The organism is Helicobacter cappadocius (assembly GCF_030688855.1).
In the GTDB taxonomy this organism is placed as follows: Bacteria; Campylobacterota; Campylobacteria; order Campylobacterales; family Helicobacteraceae; genus Helicobacter_J; species Helicobacter_J cappadocius.
In genome coordinates this window covers 23,903-45,884 of the sequence record NZ_JAUYZK010000008.1, presented here as the reverse complement: position 1 = coordinate 45,884, position 21,982 = coordinate 23,903, and the positions used below count along the sequence as shown (strand labels likewise).

The window sequence follows — 21,982 nt, the reverse complement described above, 5'->3', positions numbered from 1 at the left end:
TTTTCTACTCTCTTCTTTGATGAGTAATGCTATAGGTTTGATTTCTAAATTCAAATACACTATCTACTGGTGCTTGTACGCCATTTGGAAGCATTCCGGGTAAAAACAAATCTGTATTGCAACTATTGCCCTTGAAGGTTTTTAGTTCAAGTGTGCCTAAAAATATTTTTTTATTTGTATTTTCCCAAGCCGCACTGATATCATCTACAGGATCTTTTGGGTTTGCTAGGACTAAATACATATAATAATTTACACTACCTTTTTTTAGGTCAGCCTCAAGTCTTTTTTCTAAGAAATCATCCCCCACCTTTTTAGCTTCTTTTTCAGAGAGTTCAATAATCCCTGCTTGAGGAACGAATATTATTTTTGCATTCATTAGCTTACCATCAGAATCAGAAACCCTATAAACATGCTGTGTATTGAATTGCACATTTGCCAAACTTACAGGAACACCTATAGTATCTCCATAATCCATCGCTCTTTTGACGCTTGGGTATTTTTTTATAAGCTCTTGAAGTTCTTTTTTCTTTGTAGGATCTCCGATGACCTCCAAAAATTTTACAATCACATCAGGGGTTTTTCCTGAATTGATGACACTATTAAGAGTAGCAAAATCCCATTCTTGTTTTCCATTCTTGAGCTTCAAGGCAAATCCATGAGCACTAGATTTATCACTTGCTTTTGGATTACCTCCACCGATAGAATATCTAGCTAAAACTTCTGATTTAGTATAAAGAAGAGGAACTTTTACAAACTCTCTAATATCTTTACGTGGTAAAAATTCACCACTTACACAAAAACCCTTTGTGTGATTGACTTTTCTATGTGGATCAGCTTTGTCCCCAAATTTATGGTAGAAAAAATCCGCCGTCTGTGTAGGGGTGATAGATTCAGTTGCAAAAACAATACTTACAAGTAATGCTTGTATTAAAAATATATATTTCATTTATTTTATCCTTTAGTTTTAGATAAGAATTATTATATCTAAATAAATATAATTTTTATAAAATAAATATTTATAATAAATAATTTTGATTTATAAATCATTTATAAATCACTGCTCATATGTCTACCTTCTTCCTAGCAAAAAAGGATTCGAGATAAAATCTTAATCTGCCTAATACACAAGCCTTCACAGGTTTGCATCCTATAGGATTTTAAATCACAAAAATGCAAAAATATTAAAAATAAACCATCTAATCTAAACGAAATCTTAATAAAAAAATACTACAATAAAAAATAGGAATTTTAAAATCAAAATAAAGGACTCTGAATGAAAAAAAATGTACTCAAGAAATGCATGACTTCTTTTTTGCTTTTAGCTCTTGGGGGGGGGGGTATCAGCAAAGGCTAAAGATTTAATTAATTTGACTGAAAATGATATTAAAAATATCAAACAAGCAGTCAATAACGATATTTCTGGTTTTACTGGTGAGGGTATTGGTGCCATTGGGGTTGGTATTGGACTTACTTTAAACTCTCTTGTCAAAAACGTTTACAAATACACTGGCGTAGATTTGATACAACATCCTGAACAGTGGTCTGTACTTCAGCTTGTTTTAAATAATTCTAACAACAATCTACCTCAAATCAATCTTCAAAATGCCATTAGCTTCTCTCCAAATGAGGCATTTTCAAAATTAAGTCAATTGCAAGAAAATCAATCTCAAGCCTTAAAAAACCTCAAAGATGCCTTTAGTAACTACACCACTTCTTTAGATGTTTCTACCACGCAGTCTATGATTAATAAACTCCAATCAGTTACTAATAGCTTACAAATTAATATCAATACGAATAATGATTCAGCACTTGCTTCCAAAAAACAAGCTCTAGATAAAACTTTTAGCGACATCTCTTCTAAAATTTCTGCGTTAAAATCAAATGTCAATGATTATCAAGTCTATCTCAATGGCCTCCAAAATGTTCTTAATAGTATAAAGGCTGTAGATGGTTCTTGGTCTGGGAATTGGCAATTTTGGATTAATGGCAAAAAATATGGCTTCAATGAAATAAATAGCATTGGTAGCGATCTCAAAAACGATATTAAAGCCTATAATGGTGCACAAGGTAATATAAACGGTTTAAATGATAAACTAAACGATCTAACAAATCTTATTAGTACTACCAACACTAATGCATCCGATCTAGCAAACGTAAATCTCACATCAGGAAAAAAACAGGCTTACCAAGACTCTTTGAATCAAATCCAAACTCTTGTTAAGCAACTTCAAAACTCCCTGAAACCTTCAGATGGAAATCCTTCAGATGAACTTGATGAAGCAAGAAAAAAATATCAAGAGATAAATGATCAGCTAATGGGTTATGGAGAAATCGTATTAGCCCTGTATCAAATGCAACAAACTGCGTTCAATCAAATCCACAAAGAACAACAAGCTATCTCCAAGCTCACAATAGGTGTATCTTCAAATATGAATAAACTCAATTTTGCTTCTTCTTTGGCTACCAACTCAAGATTAGCTAAACTTTCTAATCCTCATAGACAAGATGAGAGATTTGCCCAATGGATTGAGAGTATCAAAAACAAACCTTTAGCAGACAATACAGATATTACCAATGAAATTAGTTCTTCTTCAGCGATGGTTCTAGCTGCCAATACTTCTAATTCAAACACTACCCGCACAAGAACAGATGCAAGTAATGAGAGTTTTCTCTCTAAGAGCATCTATGCTTATGATTATCTTAGATGGAATCATAAAAACAATGTTTGGGGAAATATCGGTACCATACTAGGGAATTCAAAATCTGTAAATACCGCTTCAGCAACTCTTAGTTTTGGCTATGATGCTTGGGTGAAAAATATGATTTTAGGTGTATATGGAAGCTATGCTTATACAAGCGATGCCATAGCCAATTTAGATTCTAAAAATAGCTCCCATAATGGAGATATCGGATTTTATAGTCGGTTTTTCTTAGGGAACAATGAGATTGATCTCACCTTAGGAGAGAATATCGGGTTTAATATGCTCTCTTTTCAAGATGCCTTATTGCAAACTAACTTACAAGATAATTATTTATCTTTTCAGACGCATTTAGATTTGACCTATGGTTATGTTTTTTCCTTGAGCAAGGGGTGGTTTTCTAAGCCTTTTATCGGAGTGAATTACAACTATGGTTATTCACTTGGAATGAATGCCAAAGATCAAGATGTGAGTGTAGGCTTTGGAGATTTTCAGACTAACTTCATAGCCTTTAATGCAGGATTAGAGATTCGAAAATATTTCAATGATAACGAGTCATATTTTTATATCTCTCCAGGATTTTATGAAGGAGTATTGCTAGACAACACACAACAAATGCAGACAAGAGTCTATGATACAACTCTAACCCAAAGCGTGAGTGAGTTTGATAAAAATTCTAGTATTGAACACGCTTTTATTTTGAAAGTTGGCGGAGAGTGGCAAGCTAGTCAAAATATGTATTTAAATATTTCTGTAGGGACAAAACTAGGAAATCTCAGTCAATATGGTATGCTGAATTTCGGCGGGAGATATGTGTTTTAATATCTCCTTCCACTTAAGGGGTATCAAAGAAATTGAAGTACCCCTTTTTAACTTCTCTTTGATCTATAAAAATCACTTCATTAAAAGAACTTCCAATCTATGTTGATTTGGATTTTTTACTACAAAATCATCATGGATACATAAGCTTTTGAAAAGCTATTTTTGATTTAGAAAAACTTACTACCTATTTGAACATAAAATGAGGCTCCGGGTGCTTTATAATAATCATAATATTGAGCATTTGTAAAATTTAAAAAACTCAAAGAAAGAGATGTTTTGTTATGGAATTCATAGCCGATTTTTGCATCAAAACTTACATGTGGATTGATAGAACCAAAGGTCTTTTGCGTTTTATCTGTTGCTTTATTATCAAGACTTGTAAATGCTCCTGATTGAGCGTTTAACTGCAAAGAACCAAAGAAGCCAATCTTATCTTCTCCTCCATAAAGCAGTGCTAAATGCCCCATATGTGGAGGTATTTGTGCGATATAGTGACCATTATATTTGGGCTGGGCATCATTTCTGATGATTTTTGCATTTGTGTAGGTGTAATTTGCTGAAATTGACAAATCCTTGTAAATTTTTTGATCAAATTCTAATTCTACTCCATTGATCCTTTCGTGCCCACCATTGATATTTTGATAAGGATCATCAATAGAACCTGAACCATTTTTGTAAATAGCGTTGAACATTTCAGTTTGATAATAATAAGCCTTAAATAATCCGCCGTAGGAATTTCCCTGCTCTAATCCTATGTCAAATTCAAGCCCATACTCCGGAGAGAGAAAGGGGTTATTCTCTTGATAGTCCCCACTATGTGCGTGAGCGTACATCTCTCTAGTATTTGGTGCCCTGAAAGCTAGTCCTATTGACCCCTTCAAGACAGCATAACTGAAAGGCTGATAATTAAATGCAAACTTTGGAGAGGGAAAGAATTTTTTTGTATCTGGGAATATTTCTTTGCTTGGATTATAAACATCAGTGGTATCTAAAGTGCTCATATCAAATGTCTGCCAATAATCTAATCTCAAACCCATATTTGTGCTAAATACATCACTCCATTTGCTAGTAAATTGTGTCCATAGAGCAATAGTGTAAGCACTACTATTGTCCTGTCCATAAAGACCAGTATAGTCATTCCAAAAATCTCTACGTGTCCAATCTCCGATCGTATGACGTTCATTTGAAGCTTCCATATATCTAGCTTGAAAACCTATCATTAAGGTATGTTTATCAGTGAGTTTGTTTTGATATACTATATCTAAATAATTACTTGTTGCGGAATTATCTAGCGATTTGCCCGGTCCGCCAAATATACTTGTTTTTGGATTGGAATTGTCTCCATCGCTAAAATGCGAAATCAAATCCACACTCGAAATAGTAGTAGTCAAAGAGGAATTATCATTGAAATAATGTTTGTGTGAAATTGATGCAAGATAGTTTTGTTCAAAGCGAAATCCCGACCAACCAATTCCATAAAAAGGACTATAAAAGCTGGTTTTAGCACTATCAGTATAACCTCCATATACAGGCTGAAAAATAGAGTTTCTTAAATTTGTTTGTGTAGAATTTTGATTTTCATTGATTGTGGAGATATTGAAAGAAACGCTTGTGGTATCATTATCTCCCCAATCATACTCTGCTTTGATGTGTCCATTGTTCGTAAGATAGCCACTACGTCCAAGTTTGCCGACATTCTCTCCTGCGACTGTTGGTTTTCCATATGCAGTGATACCGCTAGAAACATCAAAGGGTTCTTTTAAGATTGCTGGGACTCTGGCATAACCATCACTCATAGAAAACCCATAACTAGCCTTCAGACGCAATCTTTTATCTAAAAACGCATCTCCTATACTAAAATATCCTCGAGTTCGATTTTTCTCTGCTCCCCCATCAACTATTTCATTCCCATAACCTAAGGTTGCCTTCATCTCTAGTTTAGTAGGCATTGATGTAATAAAATTAATAACTCCACCAATCCCTCCTGTTCCATACAGACTCGAAAAAGGTCCTCTCACTACCTCTACATGATCAATATCCATACTTGAAATAGATTGAATGATACGCATTTCGCCTTCTAGATCATTTAAAATCACCCCATCTAGCATAATGAGGGTTCCATAAGGAATCCCCCGCATATAAACCTGAGGACGACCATTGTATCCTGCGTCTTTATCTACCTTTACTCCTGCCATTACACTTATCATATCGCTGATTTGCTGAGATGTGCGATCTTTTATTTCTTTATGATTCATTACACTTACATTTCCAGGAGCTTCTGACATGAGTGTAGGCATTCGATTTGAAGTTGTTACGACTTTGTTAAGCTCAAAACTCTTTTCATCATCTCCAAATAAAAATACTCCACTCATTACAATGCAGCATAAGACGAGGATACAGCGATTTTTACGAGACATTTTTGCTTCCTGATAATTTTATAATCATTCTTAAAACATAATATTTTGACATTTTATTAAAAAAATATTAAAAATAATATTTTGCATATTACCAAACAACAGAGTTAGAGAGAAAACTACAAAAAAACTCAGAATGAAATAAAAAAACCGCTGATAAAAATCGCCACAATAATAATGGGGATAATGTATTTGATATAAGCAAACCAAATGCGAATAACACTTTCTGGTAGTTTTGCCCCATTTTTGAGTTCTTTTATAGATTCGCTTCCAAGCACATAGCCTACAAAAATACTTGCACCCAATGCAGTAAGAACAAAAAAGATATTCCCACTCACAAAATCAAAAGTATCAAAAATATTTCTTCCTCCTATTTTTATATCTCTCCAATATCCATAAGCAAGAATACAAGGGATATTTCCAAAAATAAATATAAAACTAAGTGTGATAGAAATAGCCTTTTTTCTATTGAGTTTGAGCTTTTCTGTGAGGGTTGTAATAATCACTTCATAGATAGGCAGAGAAGTCGTGAGTGCCGCGGTAATAAGTAGCAAAAAAAATACCACAGCAAACAAATTTCCAAAAGGCATATGTGAAAAAACAATTGGAAGAGTTTTGAATACAAGAGATGGACCTGAATCAGGACTAAGTCCAAAACTAAAAAGTGAAGGAAATATCATAAAACCTGCCATAATTGCAATAAAAGTATTCAAAATCCCCGTAATAATAGCGGTTTTTACCATATCTTCTTCTTTATGCAAATAAGATGAGAGAGTAATCATCACTCCAAATCCTAGAGATAGTGCGAAAAAAACTTGTCCCAAAACCAAAATAAATAGCTTTGGAGTGATTTTGCTAAAATCAGGGGTGAGATAAAATTTCACTCCTTCTATAGCACCAGGCATAGTGAGATTGCGAACAACCATTGCCAAAAGGCATAAAAAAAGTAGAGGCATCAAATATTTCATCGATCGTTCAATTCCATCAATAATCCCCTTTGATAAAATAACCCAATTCAATACAACAAAAATAAATGTAAAAATTCCCACCATTAAAGGAGAATGTTCAATATGTATATCATAAAAATCTGAAGCGATATTTTTAGTAATCGCACTAGAGAGATCAAGTCCTCCACTTAAAATACTTACTATATAAGAAATAACCCACCCCCCAAGCACCATATAATAAGCTAGGATTCCAAATGCCCCTATCAGCCCCATATAGCCGAAAATCTTCCAATATTTTGAGATCTTCCTACCCTGCGTGACTCCTCCAAAAGCATCAACAGAATTCATATGTGCTCGTCTTCCAATGATATTTTCAACCAAAATAATCGGGATTCCCACGACAATCATAGCGATAATAAAAACCAATACATATGCCCCGCCACCATTTTCTCCAACCAAATAAGGAAACCGCCAAGTCGCTCCAAATCCAACGGTTGCTCCTGCCACGGTGAGGACATAAGTAAGACGGCTTGACCAAAGTTGTCTTTTTTGCATTTGTATTCCTTTATTTGTGGTTGGAAGTTTGATTTTAATTTTGAAAATATATTTTATCAATTTTAAAGCACTTCTGAATAGATTTTTGAAATTTTTCTATTGCATCTTATTGAGCTATATTGAAAATTGATTGTAAAAGTTTATGCATGAATAATCATTTTGAATCCATAAGTAAAGGCATAAGTTTTAAGTACCTTTTGTAAATGATAAAAACATATATTTTAGATATTTGGGAAATAGGGAAAACAACAACGCTGTAAAAATCGATATTCTAAGATTATAAGAAAGTGAGTTTAAAATCAAATAGGAGTTTTAAGTCCTATTTGATAAAAAATTATTGCTTAAGATTGAGTAGGGTATTTAAAATTTGATCAGAGGTCGTAACTGCCTTTGAATTTGCCTGAAATCCACGTTGAACAACGATAAGTTGAGTGAGGCTTCGACTTAAATCCACATTACTCATCTCAAGCTTTGAACCAGAGACCCCGCCTCTTCTACCAGTATTTGCTGCTCCAATCATCGCTTCGCCTGAGTTTCCTGAAGCAGAAAAAACATTTCCTCCTTCTGATTGTAAACCTGTATTGTTGGCAAAGTTTGCAAGTGCAACCTGAGCAAGTGCAAGAGATTTTCCGTTGCTAAATGCACCAAGCAAAGAACCATTTGAATCAAATCTCACATCCATCAAATCTCCAGCTTGATAGCCATCTTGATTAATAGCATAAGTCTCTGATATTTTATCCACACTAGTAAGCCCTCCAAATGTTCCAGAAAGACCAAATTTTAGATTAACTCTTTGGGGAGCATCTGATCCATTTTTAGGATCGATCTGTAAAACAGGAGGGTTCATACCTGCTAAGCTTCCATCACTATTAAATCGAAGTTTTCCTCCTTCAAATACATTGGGTCTGCTAGGAGAGGAGCCATAAATCTCTGAAGGTTCAGGCACGATTGCTCTAAAATTCCACTCTGCTCCACCTGTCTTGTAAAACTCAAATCGTATCGTGTGCTTAGTACCTAAACTGTCAATCATATCAATGCTAGTTGTATGGATAGCATGACCAATTTTCGAAGTACTTGTAGCTGTTCCACCTTCAATAAGAGAGGCTGTGTTAAGTGATTTCATTGTATCTTTAAACAAAACATTGTTTGTAACATTCTCAGAAGCATAACCACTGACAAAAAGATTCAAATTTTGTTTTTCATTATCTCCATTATCTTTGTTAGCAATTTCAAACATACCATATTTATTTACGGTAACTGAAACTGAAGCGGTACTTTCACTATAAGCCTTAGTAGGTTCTTTTATCATATTGGCATCATATTGCATCAATGCCCTTAAATCTTCAGTGGTTCTAAACTGCCCAGTAGCAGAATCTGGACTGACTGATTTGGTATATCTATACCTAAATGATGTAATATCCGCATCTCCTTGTATAAAACTAGAAAAAGCTCCGGTTCCTGAAGCTGTAACGCGAATATTTTTGACTTTTTCATCTCCGTCAAGCTCATTTTTATTCTCTAAACTCAAAAGTCCGCCATTTACATATGCTTCTATACCTGTCTTATCTTTTACCGCATTGATAGCATTTTGAGCTGCTACAAGAGTGGAAACACCACTCACTGCTGAATCGTTGGTGAAAGAAATTTGAGTACCATTAAGTCCAATTGTATTGGTCGTATCTGATGGAACAATCTCATTTACCATGTGAGAGGTTTTATAACTTACCCATATACCCTGATTTTCATTTAAGGCAAACGCATCTCCGTCTTGATTAAACAGTGCACCCACATCTTCTGCCATCTGTGTCAGATTGGTTTTTGAATCATAGACAGGATTAATACCATCAGATGGAGTTTTTGCACTAGAATCTAAAGCAAAAATACTTGCCATTTGATCCACATGTCTACCAGCATTCAAATTTGCTCTAAGCGAGACTTCAGTAGTTGCTCTTGCAGGCATTACCATGCCTGGATCAATCTGAATATTTTTTAAAGGTCCTGTGTTATCAACTTTGAAAAAATCTGTCTCGCTCATTTTTGAAGAGTTTTTAATATCATCTCGCACCCAACCCTGCACAACATAACCACCAGTGGTAACAAGATTTCCATTTGCATCAAATACAAATTCACCATCTCTTGTATAATTACGTGTGGTTCCTCTATCGGGACTGATAACAAAAAATCCTTCTCCCTCAATGGCTAGATCTGTTTTTACATCAGTATTTTGAGTATTACCCTGTGAAAATACCTTTGTAGTTGCATCAATACCTACACCAAGACCTACTGAAAAATCATTCTGACCACCTAATCCATTTTTATATGGAGAAGTTGCTATCAGCTTTATTTGCGAAAGCATATCAACAAATGAAGCTCTAGAATACTTGAAACCAACCGTATTAACATTGGCAATATTATTACTCTCTACATCAAGCGCTATTTGGTGAGCTTGCATACCACTCACACCAGACCACATAGACCTAAGCATACAAATCCTTTGGAATTTTATATTTTGTATTCTAAAAGCAATTAGTGTGCCAAAAAATGAGATTAAATCATAGAAATTATTTTGAAAAGATGATAAGTGGAATTTTTATTTTGTAATATCCCTCTAAAAAGAGGGAGAGAAAGCTAACAAGAGTAAGTAGAAATAAACTCAAATGGATGAGGACGTCCTTCCCAAGGCCAAATTTCAGTTTCAAATTTAAAACTCTTATAAATCTGAATAAAACTCTCTGTGAACACATCACCTTCTTTAAGGTATTTTCTATCTAAAAGCATTTCTTCCATTGCTGTTCTAAGAGTATGAGGCATTTGTTTGATGCCTTTTTCTCGAATTTCGTCAAGTGTAAGCTCAAATAAATCAATATCCATTGGCTCACCAGGATCTGTTTTATTAACAATACCATCTAAACCTGCCATCAAAATGCAAGAAAATGCAAGATAAGGATTAGCAGAGCTATCAGGAAAACGGAATTCTAATCGAGCACTTTTCCCAGATACGCCATAAGGAATTCTCACACTCGCACTTCTATTTTGAGCTGAATAAGTCAAAATAGATGGAGCTTCAAATCCTGGAATAAGCCTTTTATAAGAGTTTGTAGAAGCATTTGTAAAAGCAGCAACACTTCTAGCATGTTTTAAAACTCCACCCAAAAAATGGAGTGCAGAATCACTCAAACCTTGATATTTTTGACCACTAAAGAGATTTTCTCCTGCCTTCCAAATGCTCACATGTGTGTGCATACCACTTCCATTATCTCCAAAAAGTGGTTTTGGCATGAATGTAGCTGTTTTGCCATTGAGATGAGCTACCATTTTTACGACGTATTTGAGTTTTTGAACATTATCAGCTGCTTCAACCAAATCACCAAATTTAACGCCAACTTCACCTTGTCCTTGTGCTACTTCATGATGAACCACAAATGTTTCCAAACCAACCTGATTAAGGACTTTTACAATCTCTGCTCTCAAATCCATCATCGAATCTACTGGCGGAACAGGAAAATAACCACCTTTTGTTCCAGGTCTATGTCCTGAATTAATGCCACCTTCAAAACTTCTATCTCGATTCCATTCGCCTTCTTCGCTATCTATTTCATAATATTGACAATTTACAGCATCTCTGATTTTGATAGAATCAAAGATAAAAAATTCATTCTCTGGTCCAATATAAACCATATCACCAATGCCTGTTTTTTTCAAATGTTCTACAGCCTTCTTTGCCAAACTTCTTGGACATCTCTCATAAGGTTGATCTTTATATATATCCCACACATCGCAAAAAACAACAACAGTCGTATCAGCTGTAAATGGGTCAATAAAATATCTAATTGGTTCAGGCAAAAGTATCATATCAGAATGCTGGATAGGTTGCCACGCTTTGATAGAACTCGCGTCAAATGGGATACCATTATGGAAAGTCTCCTCGCTGAGTGCACTAATAGAATAAGCCATATGATGCCATACACCCTTAATATCAGTGAATCTGAAATCCACAAATTCCACATCATTGTCCTTACAAAAAGAAAAAAAATCTTTAATAAGCTCTGGCTTACTGTATCTAGGAATACCCATAACCTACCCTTTTCTAAATAAATTTATCACAAATTCTACCATTGTATTGTAAAAACCTAACTAAAATATCAACATATAAGATAAAATCTTACCAAAAAATATAATAAGATATACAGAAGATTTTAAATCCACACTTTCTATATCACAAGCTAGTTGATATTAAAAAATCTTTTTGCTCAAAAATGCCTTATAATAATAAAATATCCCGACAAGCAAAATAATACCTATGACATAACCAATCATAATAGAAGAACTAAAACTCGCCACTCCAAAACTAATCATAGCCACAACTGCTGCGGTACTTGCATAGGGAAACTGAGTAATAAAATGGCTTTGCACAGAACATCCAGCTCCCGTTGCAGATAAAATCGTGGTATCTGAAATAGGAGAAGCGTGATCGCCATATACTGCTCCTGCCAAAACAGAAGAAATACAAAGAATAGCATCTCCTCCTGAAGCTATTGCCAAACTAACTCCAATAGGCAACATAATTGCGAAAGTCCCCCAACTCGTTCCTGTAGCAAAAGCTATAAAACCTGAAATGGCAAAAAGTACCATTGGCATGGCTAATCCCGCACTCTCAGATAAAAAATCTTTACTGATATTGGCAAGATATACACCTGTTTGCATATCATCACTAATCACAGGCCCTATCGCCCATGCCAAAATCAATATTAAAATCGCTGGGAGCATACTCTTGATTCCATCAGTTACCATCAAAATAAAGGATGATTTATTTAAATGTCTAATAGAGATCAAAACACTCACTATCAACGCAAAAAGCCCTCCATAAAAAAGCGAAAATGCGGTATCAGTGTTTTTTAACATAGAAAAAAGAGTGTTTTGTCTTCCTGCTTCAAATCCTGTCCATAAAATCATAAATGCAATCGATATTATCAACACAATCACAGGAACAATCAATAACCACACAGAACTTGAAGGTTTATTCAGTTCTTCGCTAGAAAGAAAATCCCTCACCCCAATATTTTTATTTTTAACCATTGCAGGGAGATTTATCTGCCAATATATCGTTAAAAATACCGCCAAAAGAGCAAACCAAGCATAATAATTACTCCATACACTATGTATCAATACAAATAATCCATCTCCTACAGATTCAGGGACACTTGAATGCATAATTCCCAATATATACGCCCCCCAGCTCGAAATAGGCATCAAAATACAAACAGGTGCAGATGTGGAATCAATCACATAAGCCAAACGTTCTCTTGTGGAATGATTAGCATCATTAAGAGATTTGGAAATCTGACCAACAGTTAGAGCATTAAAATAGTCATCAATAAAAATAATAATACCTGCTATAAAAGCAATAAATTCTGATCCTTGAGGTGTTTTAATACGATGACGTGCCCATTTTACAAAGGCATTCACTGCACCTGAATGAGAAATGGTCTGCGTAAGAATACCCAATACAATCAAAAAACCAAATACATAGATACTGGAATATTTCAATACCAAAATAGATGTTCCATCTTGTGTAGGTTCAAAGCTATAAAGAACGGTGGAGATTTTTTCATAGATATAATTAAAGGTTCCCATCAAGTGTTGGTAATTCATCATCACACCACCTAGAACAATTCCCACAAAAAGCGAGAGAACGACTCTTTTGGTAGCAAAAACCATCACAATAACACACAGGGGAACCAATAAACTTAAGATAGAATCGGCATAACTCATAAAATCCCTTGAAAGATAAAATTTTATGAAATCATACCAAAAATGCTACTACTTTGAAGATTTAGAAGCTGGTGGAGTGAGCAAATCTTCCATTTTTTTCAGTTCTTGTTTTTTGGAATCAAGTTCAGTTTGCACCATTTTAAGTTTCATCTCTGTTTTTTTGATCCTATCTGATTTTCCTTTGGCTTGAACTTCTGAAAGCTTTTGCTTGACTTCTGTTATTTTTTGTTCTAATTTTGTGATATCTGTTTTGATTTCAGCTATGACAACATCATCTTTGCAGTGTTTTTGTAACTCTTTGAGAGCTTTTTTGAGTCCTGAAATTTTGTCTTTATGTCCATGTTTGTTGGCATAATCTATTTGATTTTGAACATCTTTTTCTTTAAAATCACACACAGGACCTGCCAATAAAATACCGCAAGCAACAAAACTTAAAACTATTATCTTTTTCATTTTTATCTCCGTCTATAAAATTATTTAAGGCCTTAGATTATATCTTATTTTTTATTCCCTGAGCTTTTAATCAAATCCTTCATTCTCAACATTTCCTGTTTAGCAGCAATATACTGCATATTGGCAACCTTGTAGTCAATCTGTGCTTGTCTGAGATTATGTGCATTGCCATCTATTTGTGCCTGATGGAGTGCTGATCTTGCACTTTGTAGATTTTTTTGAGTATTCTTTATGTTTTGATTGATCTCTTCTAAGATATCAGAATCTCGACATGTCTTTGAAAAATCCGATAGCTTTACCTCTAATTGTTTTGCTTTATCTTCAAAACCTTTCTTTTTTGCATAATCAATCTGAGATTTTAAATCATTTAGCTTAAAATCACAAACAGGACCTGCATAAACAATCCCTCCCAAAACTGCACTTACAAGTAAAATCTTAACCAATCCCTTCTCCTCTTTTGAAGTTTCATCTGATTATACAAAACACATACCAACAAAACTATCGATCCTTATCTTGCTGATCTGTTTGTTTGGGTATTTTTTTACGCAAGGTTTCTAAGATTATATTTAAAATATCATCATCATCTTTACTTGAGGCTAGTATTGTTTCTTTGACATCGTTATTGTAGATTATGGTTATGTTTTGTGCATAATTAGAAATCGCTTTTATTTGAAGAGAATTTGCCAAAATCTTTATCATAATAATCTGCAAGAATTGTAGAGTCATTATATCAGGCTTTCCAAATCTATCTTCAATCTCGCCTTCTATTTCATAGACCTCAGCTATTTCTTTACATAAGGATAAACGTCTATATAATTCAAGTCTAAGTCTATCACTTATAATGAGTTCAGGATTGAGATAAGCACTCACACTGAGTTTAATATCTACACTTGCTGGATTTTGAATATTTGAGCCACTTAACTGCGTTATAGCTTCCTCGAGCATTCTCAAATAAAGACCATAACCAATATTTTTTATATGACCACTTTGAGCTTGTCCAATAAGATTTCCACCCCCTCTTATTTCAAGATCATGATAAGCAATAGATGCCCCACTTCCCAAATAAGAGTTCTTTTCTAATGCAAGAAGACGTTTTTGCGCTTCCTCTGTAATGGTTTTTTTCTCATTTACAAGAAAATAACAAAACCCTTCTTTATTTCCACGTCCTACCCTTCCTCTAAGTTGATGCAAATCAGCAAGTCCAAATTTATCTGCTTCATTAATAATGATTGTATTGGCATTTGGAAGATGTATTCCAGATTCCACAATAGAAGTACATAAAAGCATATGATATTTTCCATCGGCAAAATCAATCATAATATCTTCACTTTCTTCAGAATGAATTTGAGAGTGCAAAATAGCGATTTTTAGATTTGGAACGAGTTCTTGAATTTGTTTTTTGATCTTATCTATTGTAGCAATATTATTATGAATATAAAATACCTGACCATTTCTACGCAATTCCCTATGAATGATTTCCTTCAATAAAGCAGGGGTATTTTCTTTCACAAATGTTTTATTGGGTTGTTTTTGAGTAGGAGGAATAAGCAATGAACTCATTCCTTTTATTTGCGAAAGTGCCATATTTAAAGTTCTAGGTATTGGGGTTGCAGACATGCTTAGAAGATGAGAATCTTTGCTGAGATCTTTGATATTTTCTTTTTGCTTCACGCCAAATTTATGTTCCTCATCTACCACAATCAAACCTAAGTTTTTAAACCTTGCATTAAGTAGTGAATGTGTTCCCACTATCACATCAATATCTCCATCAAGAAGTTGTTTGAGAATTTGGTTTTTATGGGATTTTACAAATCTATCAAGCTTGGCAACTCTTATACCAAAAGATTCTAATCTCTTTTTGAGTGTATTAAAGTGTTGATTACATAGTAGAGTTGTAGGCACAATCAATGCAGATTGGTAACCGCTTTTATATACCGCAAAAATAGCATTGAGTGCGACTTCTGTCTTACCAAAGCCAACATCTCCACTCAAAAGCCTATCCATCACTTTTCCACTACTAATATCAGCAAAAATCTCTTTAATAGAACGTTCCTGATCGTTAGTAAGAACAAAATTACAGGAATTCTTGAATGTCTCAATTTCTGGCAAAGAAACATCAATTCTCTTACCTTCGATAATGTCTCTTTGAGCAGCTAATTGAATGATAGCATCTGCTATTTCAAAAAGCTTGATTTTTACTTTTTCTTTTAATTTTGCAAAACTCCCTTTGCCTAGTTTGTCCATAACAGGAATGCTTCCAGAAGGTGCAATATAACGTTGTATCATATGCAGATTCTCCACAGGAAGAAGGAGTTTATCTTGCCCTTGATAAAGTATTTCAATAAAATCCCGAACACTTCCAAGCACTGTATTTTGAGCAATACCTTTAAATATACCGATTCCATAATCATCATGAACGACATATTCTCCTATGTTGAGCTCATCAATACCAATTTTTGTTTTTTTCTGTTTGTGTATCTTTGTATAAGTATTTAGAGAAATAATAAGTTCTGTTGGTGTGGAAATATTAATAATACAATCAGAAATCATACAATTAACAGATTTATTGAGTGTTAGATTTTTGAAAAGTGCTTGATTTTTTCCAAGAAGGGTAATGGATTTATTTGCATTCAATTCAATAATAGAATCTAAAAGTCTTTTATCTATTTCAATATCAAGACTTCCATTTTTAGGAATATCAAGCACTCTTAAAGAGGTAAAATCCTTCAAATTCAAAGATAAGCCATTCTCAAGATCAAAAATCTCCTTAGCCTCCTGCAATGCCTGTATACTCAAAACAGATTCATAAGTTTTGACAAAATTAATCCCATCTTCTTGCAAAAACCAAAAACCAAGCGATGAAATATCCTTGCTAAAAGCATCAAAATCTGATTGGGAAATTTGTTCGTTTAAAAGATTATACTGTTCTTGATTCAAGCTAAATAATGCTGGAGGAATGTCAATAAAATCATATTCAGTTTTTTCACTGATTTGCGTATCAGGATCAAAACAACGAATACTTTCGCACTCATTATCAAAAAAAGCGATACGATAAGGAGATGAAAAAGGAGGGAATATATCAATAATATCTCCACGAAAACTAACTTCGCCTTCTACACTCACAATATCAACATTCTCATATCCATAATATAAAAGTTTATTTTTGAGATCAGAAATATCAACACAAGTATTTTTTTGAATCACAAAACTCTGAAGCAATTCTGCTCTTGGCAGGGGATATAATAAACTAGAAATAGGTGAAATAAGCAAAGGATTGGAAGAATTGTAAAATTCTCTTAATTTCACGAGCAATTCACTAAACTCACTCACAAAAGAACGCATATCATCACCCATTCTTGCCCGAAAATCAGGAAAAAGAATAGGCTTAAGAGAAGTTTTTTTCTCACAAAATTTTGCAACTTGATAGGCTTGGTGTGCCTCCATACTATCTTTGGTAATTAAAATGGATGCTTTAAACCCATTTTTAAAAGCATCATAGAGACTGGATTGTATCATTTGTGGGTTTGATAGTAGGTGTTTTATGTGTTTTATCACTTGATCCTGTTTTGGTTTTGCTCTCACCCATAAAAATACCTTTTCTCTCGATCACTAACTCTGAAGTGATGATTTTTCCATCAATGCGTCCAAGTGGCAAAATCTCAACCACTTCAGACTCTGTGGTGCCATTAAACTTTCCACTCACAATAAGTTTTTGTGCATAGATTTCTCCGCTCACAAGTCCGCTTTTCCCAATCATCACTGTATTTTTAGAATTTATATTTCCCTCAAATTCACCATCAATATGCAAATGGCAATCTGTGTTGATTTCGCCTTTTAATTTTGTTCCTTGAGCGATAATGGTTGCTGGTCCCATTTTTCCTGTCCCTCCATTAGGTTGTTTATTGTCGTTAGTAAAGATTGCCATCTAATTGTCCTTTCTTTTTCAAATATAGAGTCAAAATTTTTCATATCCCATTTTACAAAATTCATTGGATCAATAGGTTGATTTAAAAATCGAACTTCGTAGTGTAGATGGGGTCCTGTGCTAATTCCAGAAGTCCCACTATAAGCAAGAAGCTGACCTTTTTTAACGAATTGCCCATTTTTCACAACAATTTTATTAAGATGTGCATAATAAGTTCTAAATCCAAAAGAATGCGTTATTTTCACAAGTTTTCCATATCCACCATTCCATCCATCTCCTGAAAAATCAACCACTCCATCAGCTGTAGAATATACAGGAGTATTAACAGGAGTTCCAAAATCCAACCCGGTATGCTTATGCAGAATATGCAAAATAGGATGCATCCTATTGCCAAATGGAGCCGAAATCCTTCTATATGAATCTAGTGGCCTTCCATTGGGAATAAATTTCATAATAAAAGCCTTCTGTGCCCCCGTAATGGAAGCAACATCAATTCGAGAGAGAAGGCTTTCATTTTTTTCTGCATCATACTCATCTTTTGATACTCCAATAACCCCTTCAAGATCATCTACTCTATCTCCAGCAAGTGCAATCTCCTCCAAACGTTGATTGATTTCTTCATTTAAATACGAATTTCTTTTAAGCATTTTTTGATATTGCTCACCTATAAGGACACTTTTTGTGTTAATATCCTTGATTTCTGAATTAAAAACACTGATAGACACAACCAAAAAAAGAACTATTCCAAAAATAAAAAGCAAAAAATACAAACTAAGCTGACGAAAAATCATACTGACATTGATATGACGACTGCCATTTTTGTCTGTAATCATTAAAACCAGTCTTTTATCAAGAATCATTTTTTCTCACCCACACTAAAGTCATTGCTCTGATAACTAAGCTTATATGTTTGAAGCTGTGCCATATCCTGAATTGTCCAAACCAAACTCTTCCAATCAATAGAAGAATCGTGATCAAAAACCTCTTCGAAATTATTCGAATTCCAAGCTGTGTATATAGTCGGATCAAGCACCTTGCCCAAAAATCTAACCTCATAATAAAGTGTATCTCCATTTGAATTCCCAGTATGCCCACTATAGCCGATAAGCTGACCTTTTTGGACAAAATCTCCTTTTTTCACAAGAGATTTTTGAAGATGTGCATACATTGAACTAAACCCAAAAGAATGGCTGATTTTAATAAAATTTCCATAACCATTGCTAGAATTACTTTTAGTTAAGTCAATCACCCCATCGGCTGTTGCATATACCGGCGTACCTTGAGAAGTTACAAAATCATAACCCGTGCTAGTGTTTGATTTTTTGGCAGAATGTGATTTTTGATAAGCTAAGTTCTTGGATGTATATGAAGCAACGGGTTCCCCATTTGGGATAAGGCTTAAAATCAGTGTTTTTTGAGATGAGGAGAGATCTTGTAAATCTATTTTTTCATATTTTGAACTTTCATCGGTGGTTTTTTTTACATTTACTATATTTTCCAAATCATCAATTTTCTGCCCTACAATAGCTAATTCCTCACCTTTTTGTTTGATCTGATCTTTGAGAAAATTATTTTTTTGATAAATATATTTGTATTCAGAGATCGCAATATTTTTTTTGAATGCAATATCATCAATTTTTTCCATCAAAAATTTCATCAAAAAAAAGCAACATAAAACAATAACAGCAAACACAAAACAGATGAATACAAGTATTTTTGTAGCATTTTTTGGTAACCGAAATTGCCTTGAACCAGATTCATCTACAATAGTAACAACAAGTTTATCTTGCACCTGATTCCTCCAAAAATTGTTTAACCACACTAAAAGACCCAAATACTAAATACTCTCGCTCTTTTTCGATTTTTGAAGCTTCAAAAATTCCAAAATCAATATCTAATGTCGCAATAAGGCTTTTTAATTTGTCTGTTTCGATAATTCTTTCGTTTTGAACCTCTATAATCAAAATCTTTTCAACGATAGGTTTAAGTGTTTTGAGTATAGATTTTACATCCTTTTGTCTGTAGGTATTATACACTAGGATTACTTTTTTATTGCTAAAAACTTTCAAAAGCTCTCTAGCAGCTTGTTCATTATGCCCTACATCAAGGGTTATATTGGGGGCAATTTTTTGACATCTACCAGCAATATCTAAAGGAGGAAATTTTTGTATATCAGGGGAAATATTGAGATAATTCAAAACATTCATAGCATTATCAAAATTATCGGTTAAAAACCCAGGAAGAGAATGTTTTTTAGAATAAAAAACACCTTCTTTAGTCGAAGAAACAAAGTGCAGCTTAGAATTTTTTTTATGTGCGATTTTTATAGCAATCTCTTTTATGACAGGAAATGACTGTTTAGCAAGAAATGCAATAGGAGCCATAGAATTTAGCTTTGTGGTAGCAATCTCTTCAATATGCTCTCCTAAAATCTCTTGATGATCTAATCCAATAGCTGTAAATACAGAAATATCGCGAGGAAGGCAAGTTGTAGAATCATATTCTCCTCCTAATCCCGCTTCAAGCACTAAGAAATCAACATCTTGAGCTAGAACACAAGCCAAAAAGGTTGCGTATTCAAAATAGCTACAATCTCCAATAAAATCAAATTGCTGTAAAAATTCATGGGTTTGTTGAAGTGCTAGATCGCTTACTATTGCACCATTTTTGTAATAACGTTCATTAAAATCAAATAAATGCGGGGAAGTAAAATGCAAAACTTTGTATCCAGCTTGCAATAGACCTAAAGCAATGAACCTGCCCGTACTTCCCTTTCCATTTGTTCCAACAATATGAATATTTTTAGATGAGATATGAAAATAATTTGATAATTTGGCGTAAATATTTTTTGCACGATCTGGGTCAAAGGGTGCATACTCAACTCCCTTTGATTGTAAAAATTCTTCTAAAGATCTCTTGGTGGAAGCATTTTTAGTTGCTTGGATTATTCCCATTCAACTCTATTCCTACCACTATTCTTAGCTTTATATAAAAATTTATCTACAGAGTCAATCAATTCAAATTTGTTTTTATGAGAAGCTCTTTCAGCAATACCTATGCTTGTAGTGATTTTAATTTTTTGTTCTTTGTAGGTAAAGTTGGTTTGCTCTATAGTTTTACAAATTCTTTTTGCAAATTCTTTTGCTCTCTCTAGATCCGTATTTGGCATCAAAATAAGGAATTCATCCCCTCCATATCTGCCGACCATATCTGTTCCTCTGCAGTTTTGCTTCAAAATATTTCCAAAAATTCCCAAAAGTTTATCACCTGCAGTATGACCATAAGCATCATTGATGTTTTTAAAATTATCTATATCAAAAAACAACACTGAATAATTAATAGAATTTTCTTTGAATTGTTGTTCATAGACTTCTGCAACTTTGTCAATATACTTTCTATTATACACATCAATAAGATTATCAAGTTTAGATTGTTCTTGAATATTTTTCACATACAAAGAAAGTGCGTTTAGCTCATCATAAAGTCGCTTGATATTCTCTTCTTTATTTTTTAGAGTATTATTGACTTCCATCATCTTGCCATAGATAATCTCAGAAAAATCAATAAGTTTTTGTTTTTCCTCTCTTAGATCTTCTTTTTCATTTAGCGAATTTTTGAAATTTATTATTTTTTCGATATGTGCATTATTACTATCAATAATACCATCAAGTTCAGATAAAACATCAAAAGTATTTTTTTTGATTTTATTGCCATTTTCATCCAAAAGCTTGGGATTTAAAATAATGCAATTCTCATCTTTAAAGCTTATAATCTCTTGAAGGTGGGATAAGAAATCCTCATCACTGATATTTTGTGGAAATTCTTGAAGCTTTGTTAGGGCTTCTTTAAAATTAACCTTATAATCCTTCCAAGGATTCATTAACGCAACAATAATGGAAATAATCTGTTCTTGAGTCTTGAGGTGCTGATTGTTTTTAATAAAATCTTCCCAATTTTTTAGTAGATTTTGAATCACTTCTATGCTTTCTAGCTTTTCTGTAATAAAAAGCTCTGGATGTTCTTTTTTGATCTGGTTACTAGAGAGTTGAAAAAGTACGCCTAAAAGAACATCAAGCAAAAGTACATTGCATTCAGCGTAATTTGCACTATCTGAAGTGCTAGAAGCATTCAATATCTTGATAAGACGTTGAATAAATTCTTCTTTTGTTTTAATATTATACGCGATCATGCTTTTGATTTTTTGATTGATTGAATCAAGGTATTCCTGAAGCCAAGGACCACCTTCAAAAGAAAAATTTTGCCTTTGTAATTCTTTTGCTAGAAATTCCGCTCGTTCCTCTTCTGATGGATTAGGAAGCTTATCTAGTTTTCTGAGAATTTTCTGAATTATATTTTTGACATCTGGCATTTAAAGTCCTAAGTAGAATTTTATTT

Annotated in this window: 15 protein-coding genes; 1 reads left to right on the top strand and 14 read right to left on the bottom strand. The window is 33.7% G+C overall.

The window, feature by feature from the left end; all coding sequences use genetic code 11:
- Positions 1-4 precede the first annotated feature (4 nt).
- Positions 5-946: a catalase gene (locus Q5I06_RS06015; protein WP_305517253.1), complete on the bottom strand. Its 942-nt coding sequence runs from the start codon at positions 944-946 to the stop codon at positions 5-7.
- A 421-nt stretch (positions 947-1,367) separates the two neighbouring features.
- Here Q5I06_RS06015 and Q5I06_RS06010 point away from each other — a divergent pair, with 421 nt between their 5' ends.
- Positions 1,368-3,521, top strand: a complete 2,154-nt coding sequence (locus Q5I06_RS06010; RefSeq protein ID WP_305517254.1) for an autotransporter outer membrane beta-barrel domain-containing protein — start codon at positions 1,368-1,370, stop codon at positions 3,519-3,521.
- 167 nt (positions 3,522-3,688) lie between these two features.
- Here Q5I06_RS06010 and Q5I06_RS06005 read toward each other — a convergent pair whose 3' ends face one another.
- The 13 genes from Q5I06_RS06005 to Q5I06_RS05945 all read right to left on the bottom strand — a co-directional run bounded on the left by Q5I06_RS06005 (position 3,689) and on the right by Q5I06_RS05945 (position 21,956).
- Positions 3,689-5,938, bottom strand: a complete 2,250-nt coding sequence (locus Q5I06_RS06005) for a TonB-dependent receptor (protein WP_305517255.1) — start codon at positions 5,936-5,938, stop codon at positions 3,689-3,691.
- Between the two features lie 128 nt (positions 5,939-6,066).
- Positions 6,067-7,437 carry a sodium-dependent transporter gene (locus Q5I06_RS06000; RefSeq protein WP_305517256.1) on the bottom strand — a complete coding sequence of 457 codons (1,371 nt, stop codon included), beginning with the start codon at positions 7,435-7,437 and terminating at the stop codon, positions 6,067-6,069.
- Positions 7,438-7,771: 334 nt separating this feature from the next.
- Positions 7,772-9,922 carry a flagellar hook protein FlgE gene (gene flgE, locus Q5I06_RS05995; protein ID WP_305517257.1) on the bottom strand — a complete coding sequence of 717 codons (2,151 nt, stop codon included), beginning with the start codon at positions 9,920-9,922 and terminating at the stop codon, positions 7,772-7,774.
- 143 nt (positions 9,923-10,065) lie between these two features.
- The gene (gene glnA / locus Q5I06_RS05990) at positions 10,066-11,511 is read right to left on the bottom strand and encodes a type I glutamate--ammonia ligase (RefSeq protein WP_305517258.1); all 1,446 of its coding nucleotides are present in this window, start codon (positions 11,509-11,511) and stop codon (positions 10,066-10,068) included.
- Positions 11,512-11,670: 159 nt separating this feature from the next.
- Positions 11,671-13,209 (bottom strand): Na+/H+ antiporter NhaC family protein, encoded by a 1,539-nt coding sequence (locus Q5I06_RS05985; protein WP_420492410.1) that lies wholly within the window; start codon positions 13,207-13,209, stop codon positions 11,671-11,673.
- 48 nt (positions 13,210-13,257) lie between these two features.
- A complete protein-coding gene (locus tag Q5I06_RS05980; protein ID WP_305517259.1) occupies positions 13,258-13,662 on the bottom strand; it encodes a DUF1090 domain-containing protein in 405 nt (134 codons plus the stop codon).
- A 44-nt stretch (positions 13,663-13,706) separates the two neighbouring features.
- The gene (locus Q5I06_RS05975) at positions 13,707-14,105 is read right to left on the bottom strand and encodes a DUF1090 family protein (protein ID WP_305517260.1); all 399 of its coding nucleotides are present in this window, start codon (positions 14,103-14,105) and stop codon (positions 13,707-13,709) included.
- A 55-nt stretch (positions 14,106-14,160) separates the two neighbouring features.
- Positions 14,161-17,178, bottom strand: a complete 3,018-nt coding sequence (gene mfd, locus Q5I06_RS05970) for a transcription-repair coupling factor (RefSeq protein WP_305517288.1) — start codon at positions 17,176-17,178, stop codon at positions 14,161-14,163.
- Positions 17,156-17,587 (bottom strand): bactofilin family protein, encoded by a 432-nt coding sequence (locus Q5I06_RS05965; protein ID WP_305517261.1) that lies wholly within the window; start codon positions 17,585-17,587, stop codon positions 17,156-17,158. Before Q5I06_RS05965 ends, mfd begins: the two co-directional genes overlap by 23 nt.
- Positions 17,497-18,447, bottom strand: coding sequence for a M23 family metallopeptidase (locus Q5I06_RS05960; RefSeq protein WP_305517262.1), 951 nt, complete (start codon positions 18,445-18,447; stop codon positions 17,497-17,499). The genes Q5I06_RS05965 and Q5I06_RS05960 overlap by 91 nt, the downstream gene beginning before the upstream one ends.
- The gene (locus Q5I06_RS05955; RefSeq protein ID WP_305517263.1) at positions 18,444-19,379 is read right to left on the bottom strand and encodes a M23 family metallopeptidase; all 936 of its coding nucleotides are present in this window, start codon (positions 19,377-19,379) and stop codon (positions 18,444-18,446) included. The genes Q5I06_RS05960 and Q5I06_RS05955 overlap by 4 nt, the downstream gene beginning before the upstream one ends.
- A complete protein-coding gene (locus tag Q5I06_RS05950) occupies positions 19,369-20,541 on the bottom strand; it encodes a folylpolyglutamate synthase/dihydrofolate synthase family protein (protein ID WP_305517264.1) in 1,173 nt (390 codons plus the stop codon). Before Q5I06_RS05950 ends, Q5I06_RS05955 begins: the two co-directional genes overlap by 11 nt.
- Complete coding sequence (locus Q5I06_RS05945; RefSeq protein ID WP_305517265.1) at positions 20,532-21,956, bottom strand: GGDEF domain-containing protein; 1,425 nt, start codon at positions 21,954-21,956, stop codon at positions 20,532-20,534. The genes Q5I06_RS05950 and Q5I06_RS05945 overlap by 10 nt, the downstream gene beginning before the upstream one ends.
- Between the last annotated feature and the right edge of the window lie 26 nt (positions 21,957-21,982).

What these genes read in the sequence shown, in the direction of transcription:
- Q5I06_RS05980 (WP_305517259.1), bottom strand. Translation starts at nt 13,662, where the DNA reads ATGAAAAAGATAATAGTTTTAAGTTTTGTTGCTTGCGGTATTTTATTG.
- Q5I06_RS05945 (WP_305517265.1), bottom strand. Translation starts at nt 21,956, where the DNA reads ATGCCAGATGTCAAAAATATAATTCAGAAAATTCTCAGAAAACTAGAT.
- Q5I06_RS06005 (WP_305517255.1), bottom strand. Translation starts at nt 5,938, where the DNA reads ATGTCTCGTAAAAATCGCTGTATCCTCGTCTTATGCTGCATTGTAATG.
- Q5I06_RS05985 (WP_420492410.1), bottom strand. Translation starts at nt 13,209, where the DNA reads ATGAGTTATGCCGATTCTATCTTAAGTTTATTGGTTCCCCTGTGTGTT.
- Q5I06_RS05960 (WP_305517262.1), bottom strand. Translation starts at nt 18,447, where the DNA reads ATGATTCTTGATAAAAGACTGGTTTTAATGATTACAGACAAAAATGGC.
- glnA (WP_305517258.1), bottom strand. Translation starts at nt 11,511, where the DNA reads ATGGGTATTCCTAGATACAGTAAGCCAGAGCTTATTAAAGATTTTTTT.
- Q5I06_RS05950 (WP_305517264.1), bottom strand. Translation starts at nt 20,541, where the DNA reads ATGGGAATAATCCAAGCAACTAAAAATGCTTCCACCAAGAGATCTTTA.
- Q5I06_RS05965 (WP_305517261.1), bottom strand. Translation starts at nt 17,587, where the DNA reads ATGGCAATCTTTACTAACGACAATAAACAACCTAATGGAGGGACAGGA.
- flgE (WP_305517257.1), bottom strand. Translation starts at nt 9,922, where the DNA reads ATGCTTAGGTCTATGTGGTCTGGTGTGAGTGGTATGCAAGCTCACCAA.
- Q5I06_RS06015 (WP_305517253.1), bottom strand. Translation starts at nt 946, where the DNA reads ATGAAATATATATTTTTAATACAAGCATTACTTGTAAGTATTGTTTTT.
- mfd (WP_305517288.1), bottom strand. Translation starts at nt 17,178, where the DNA reads ATGATACAATCCAGTCTCTATGATGCTTTTAAAAATGGGTTTAAAGCA.
- Q5I06_RS06000 (WP_305517256.1), bottom strand. Translation starts at nt 7,437, where the DNA reads ATGCAAAAAAGACAACTTTGGTCAAGCCGTCTTACTTATGTCCTCACC.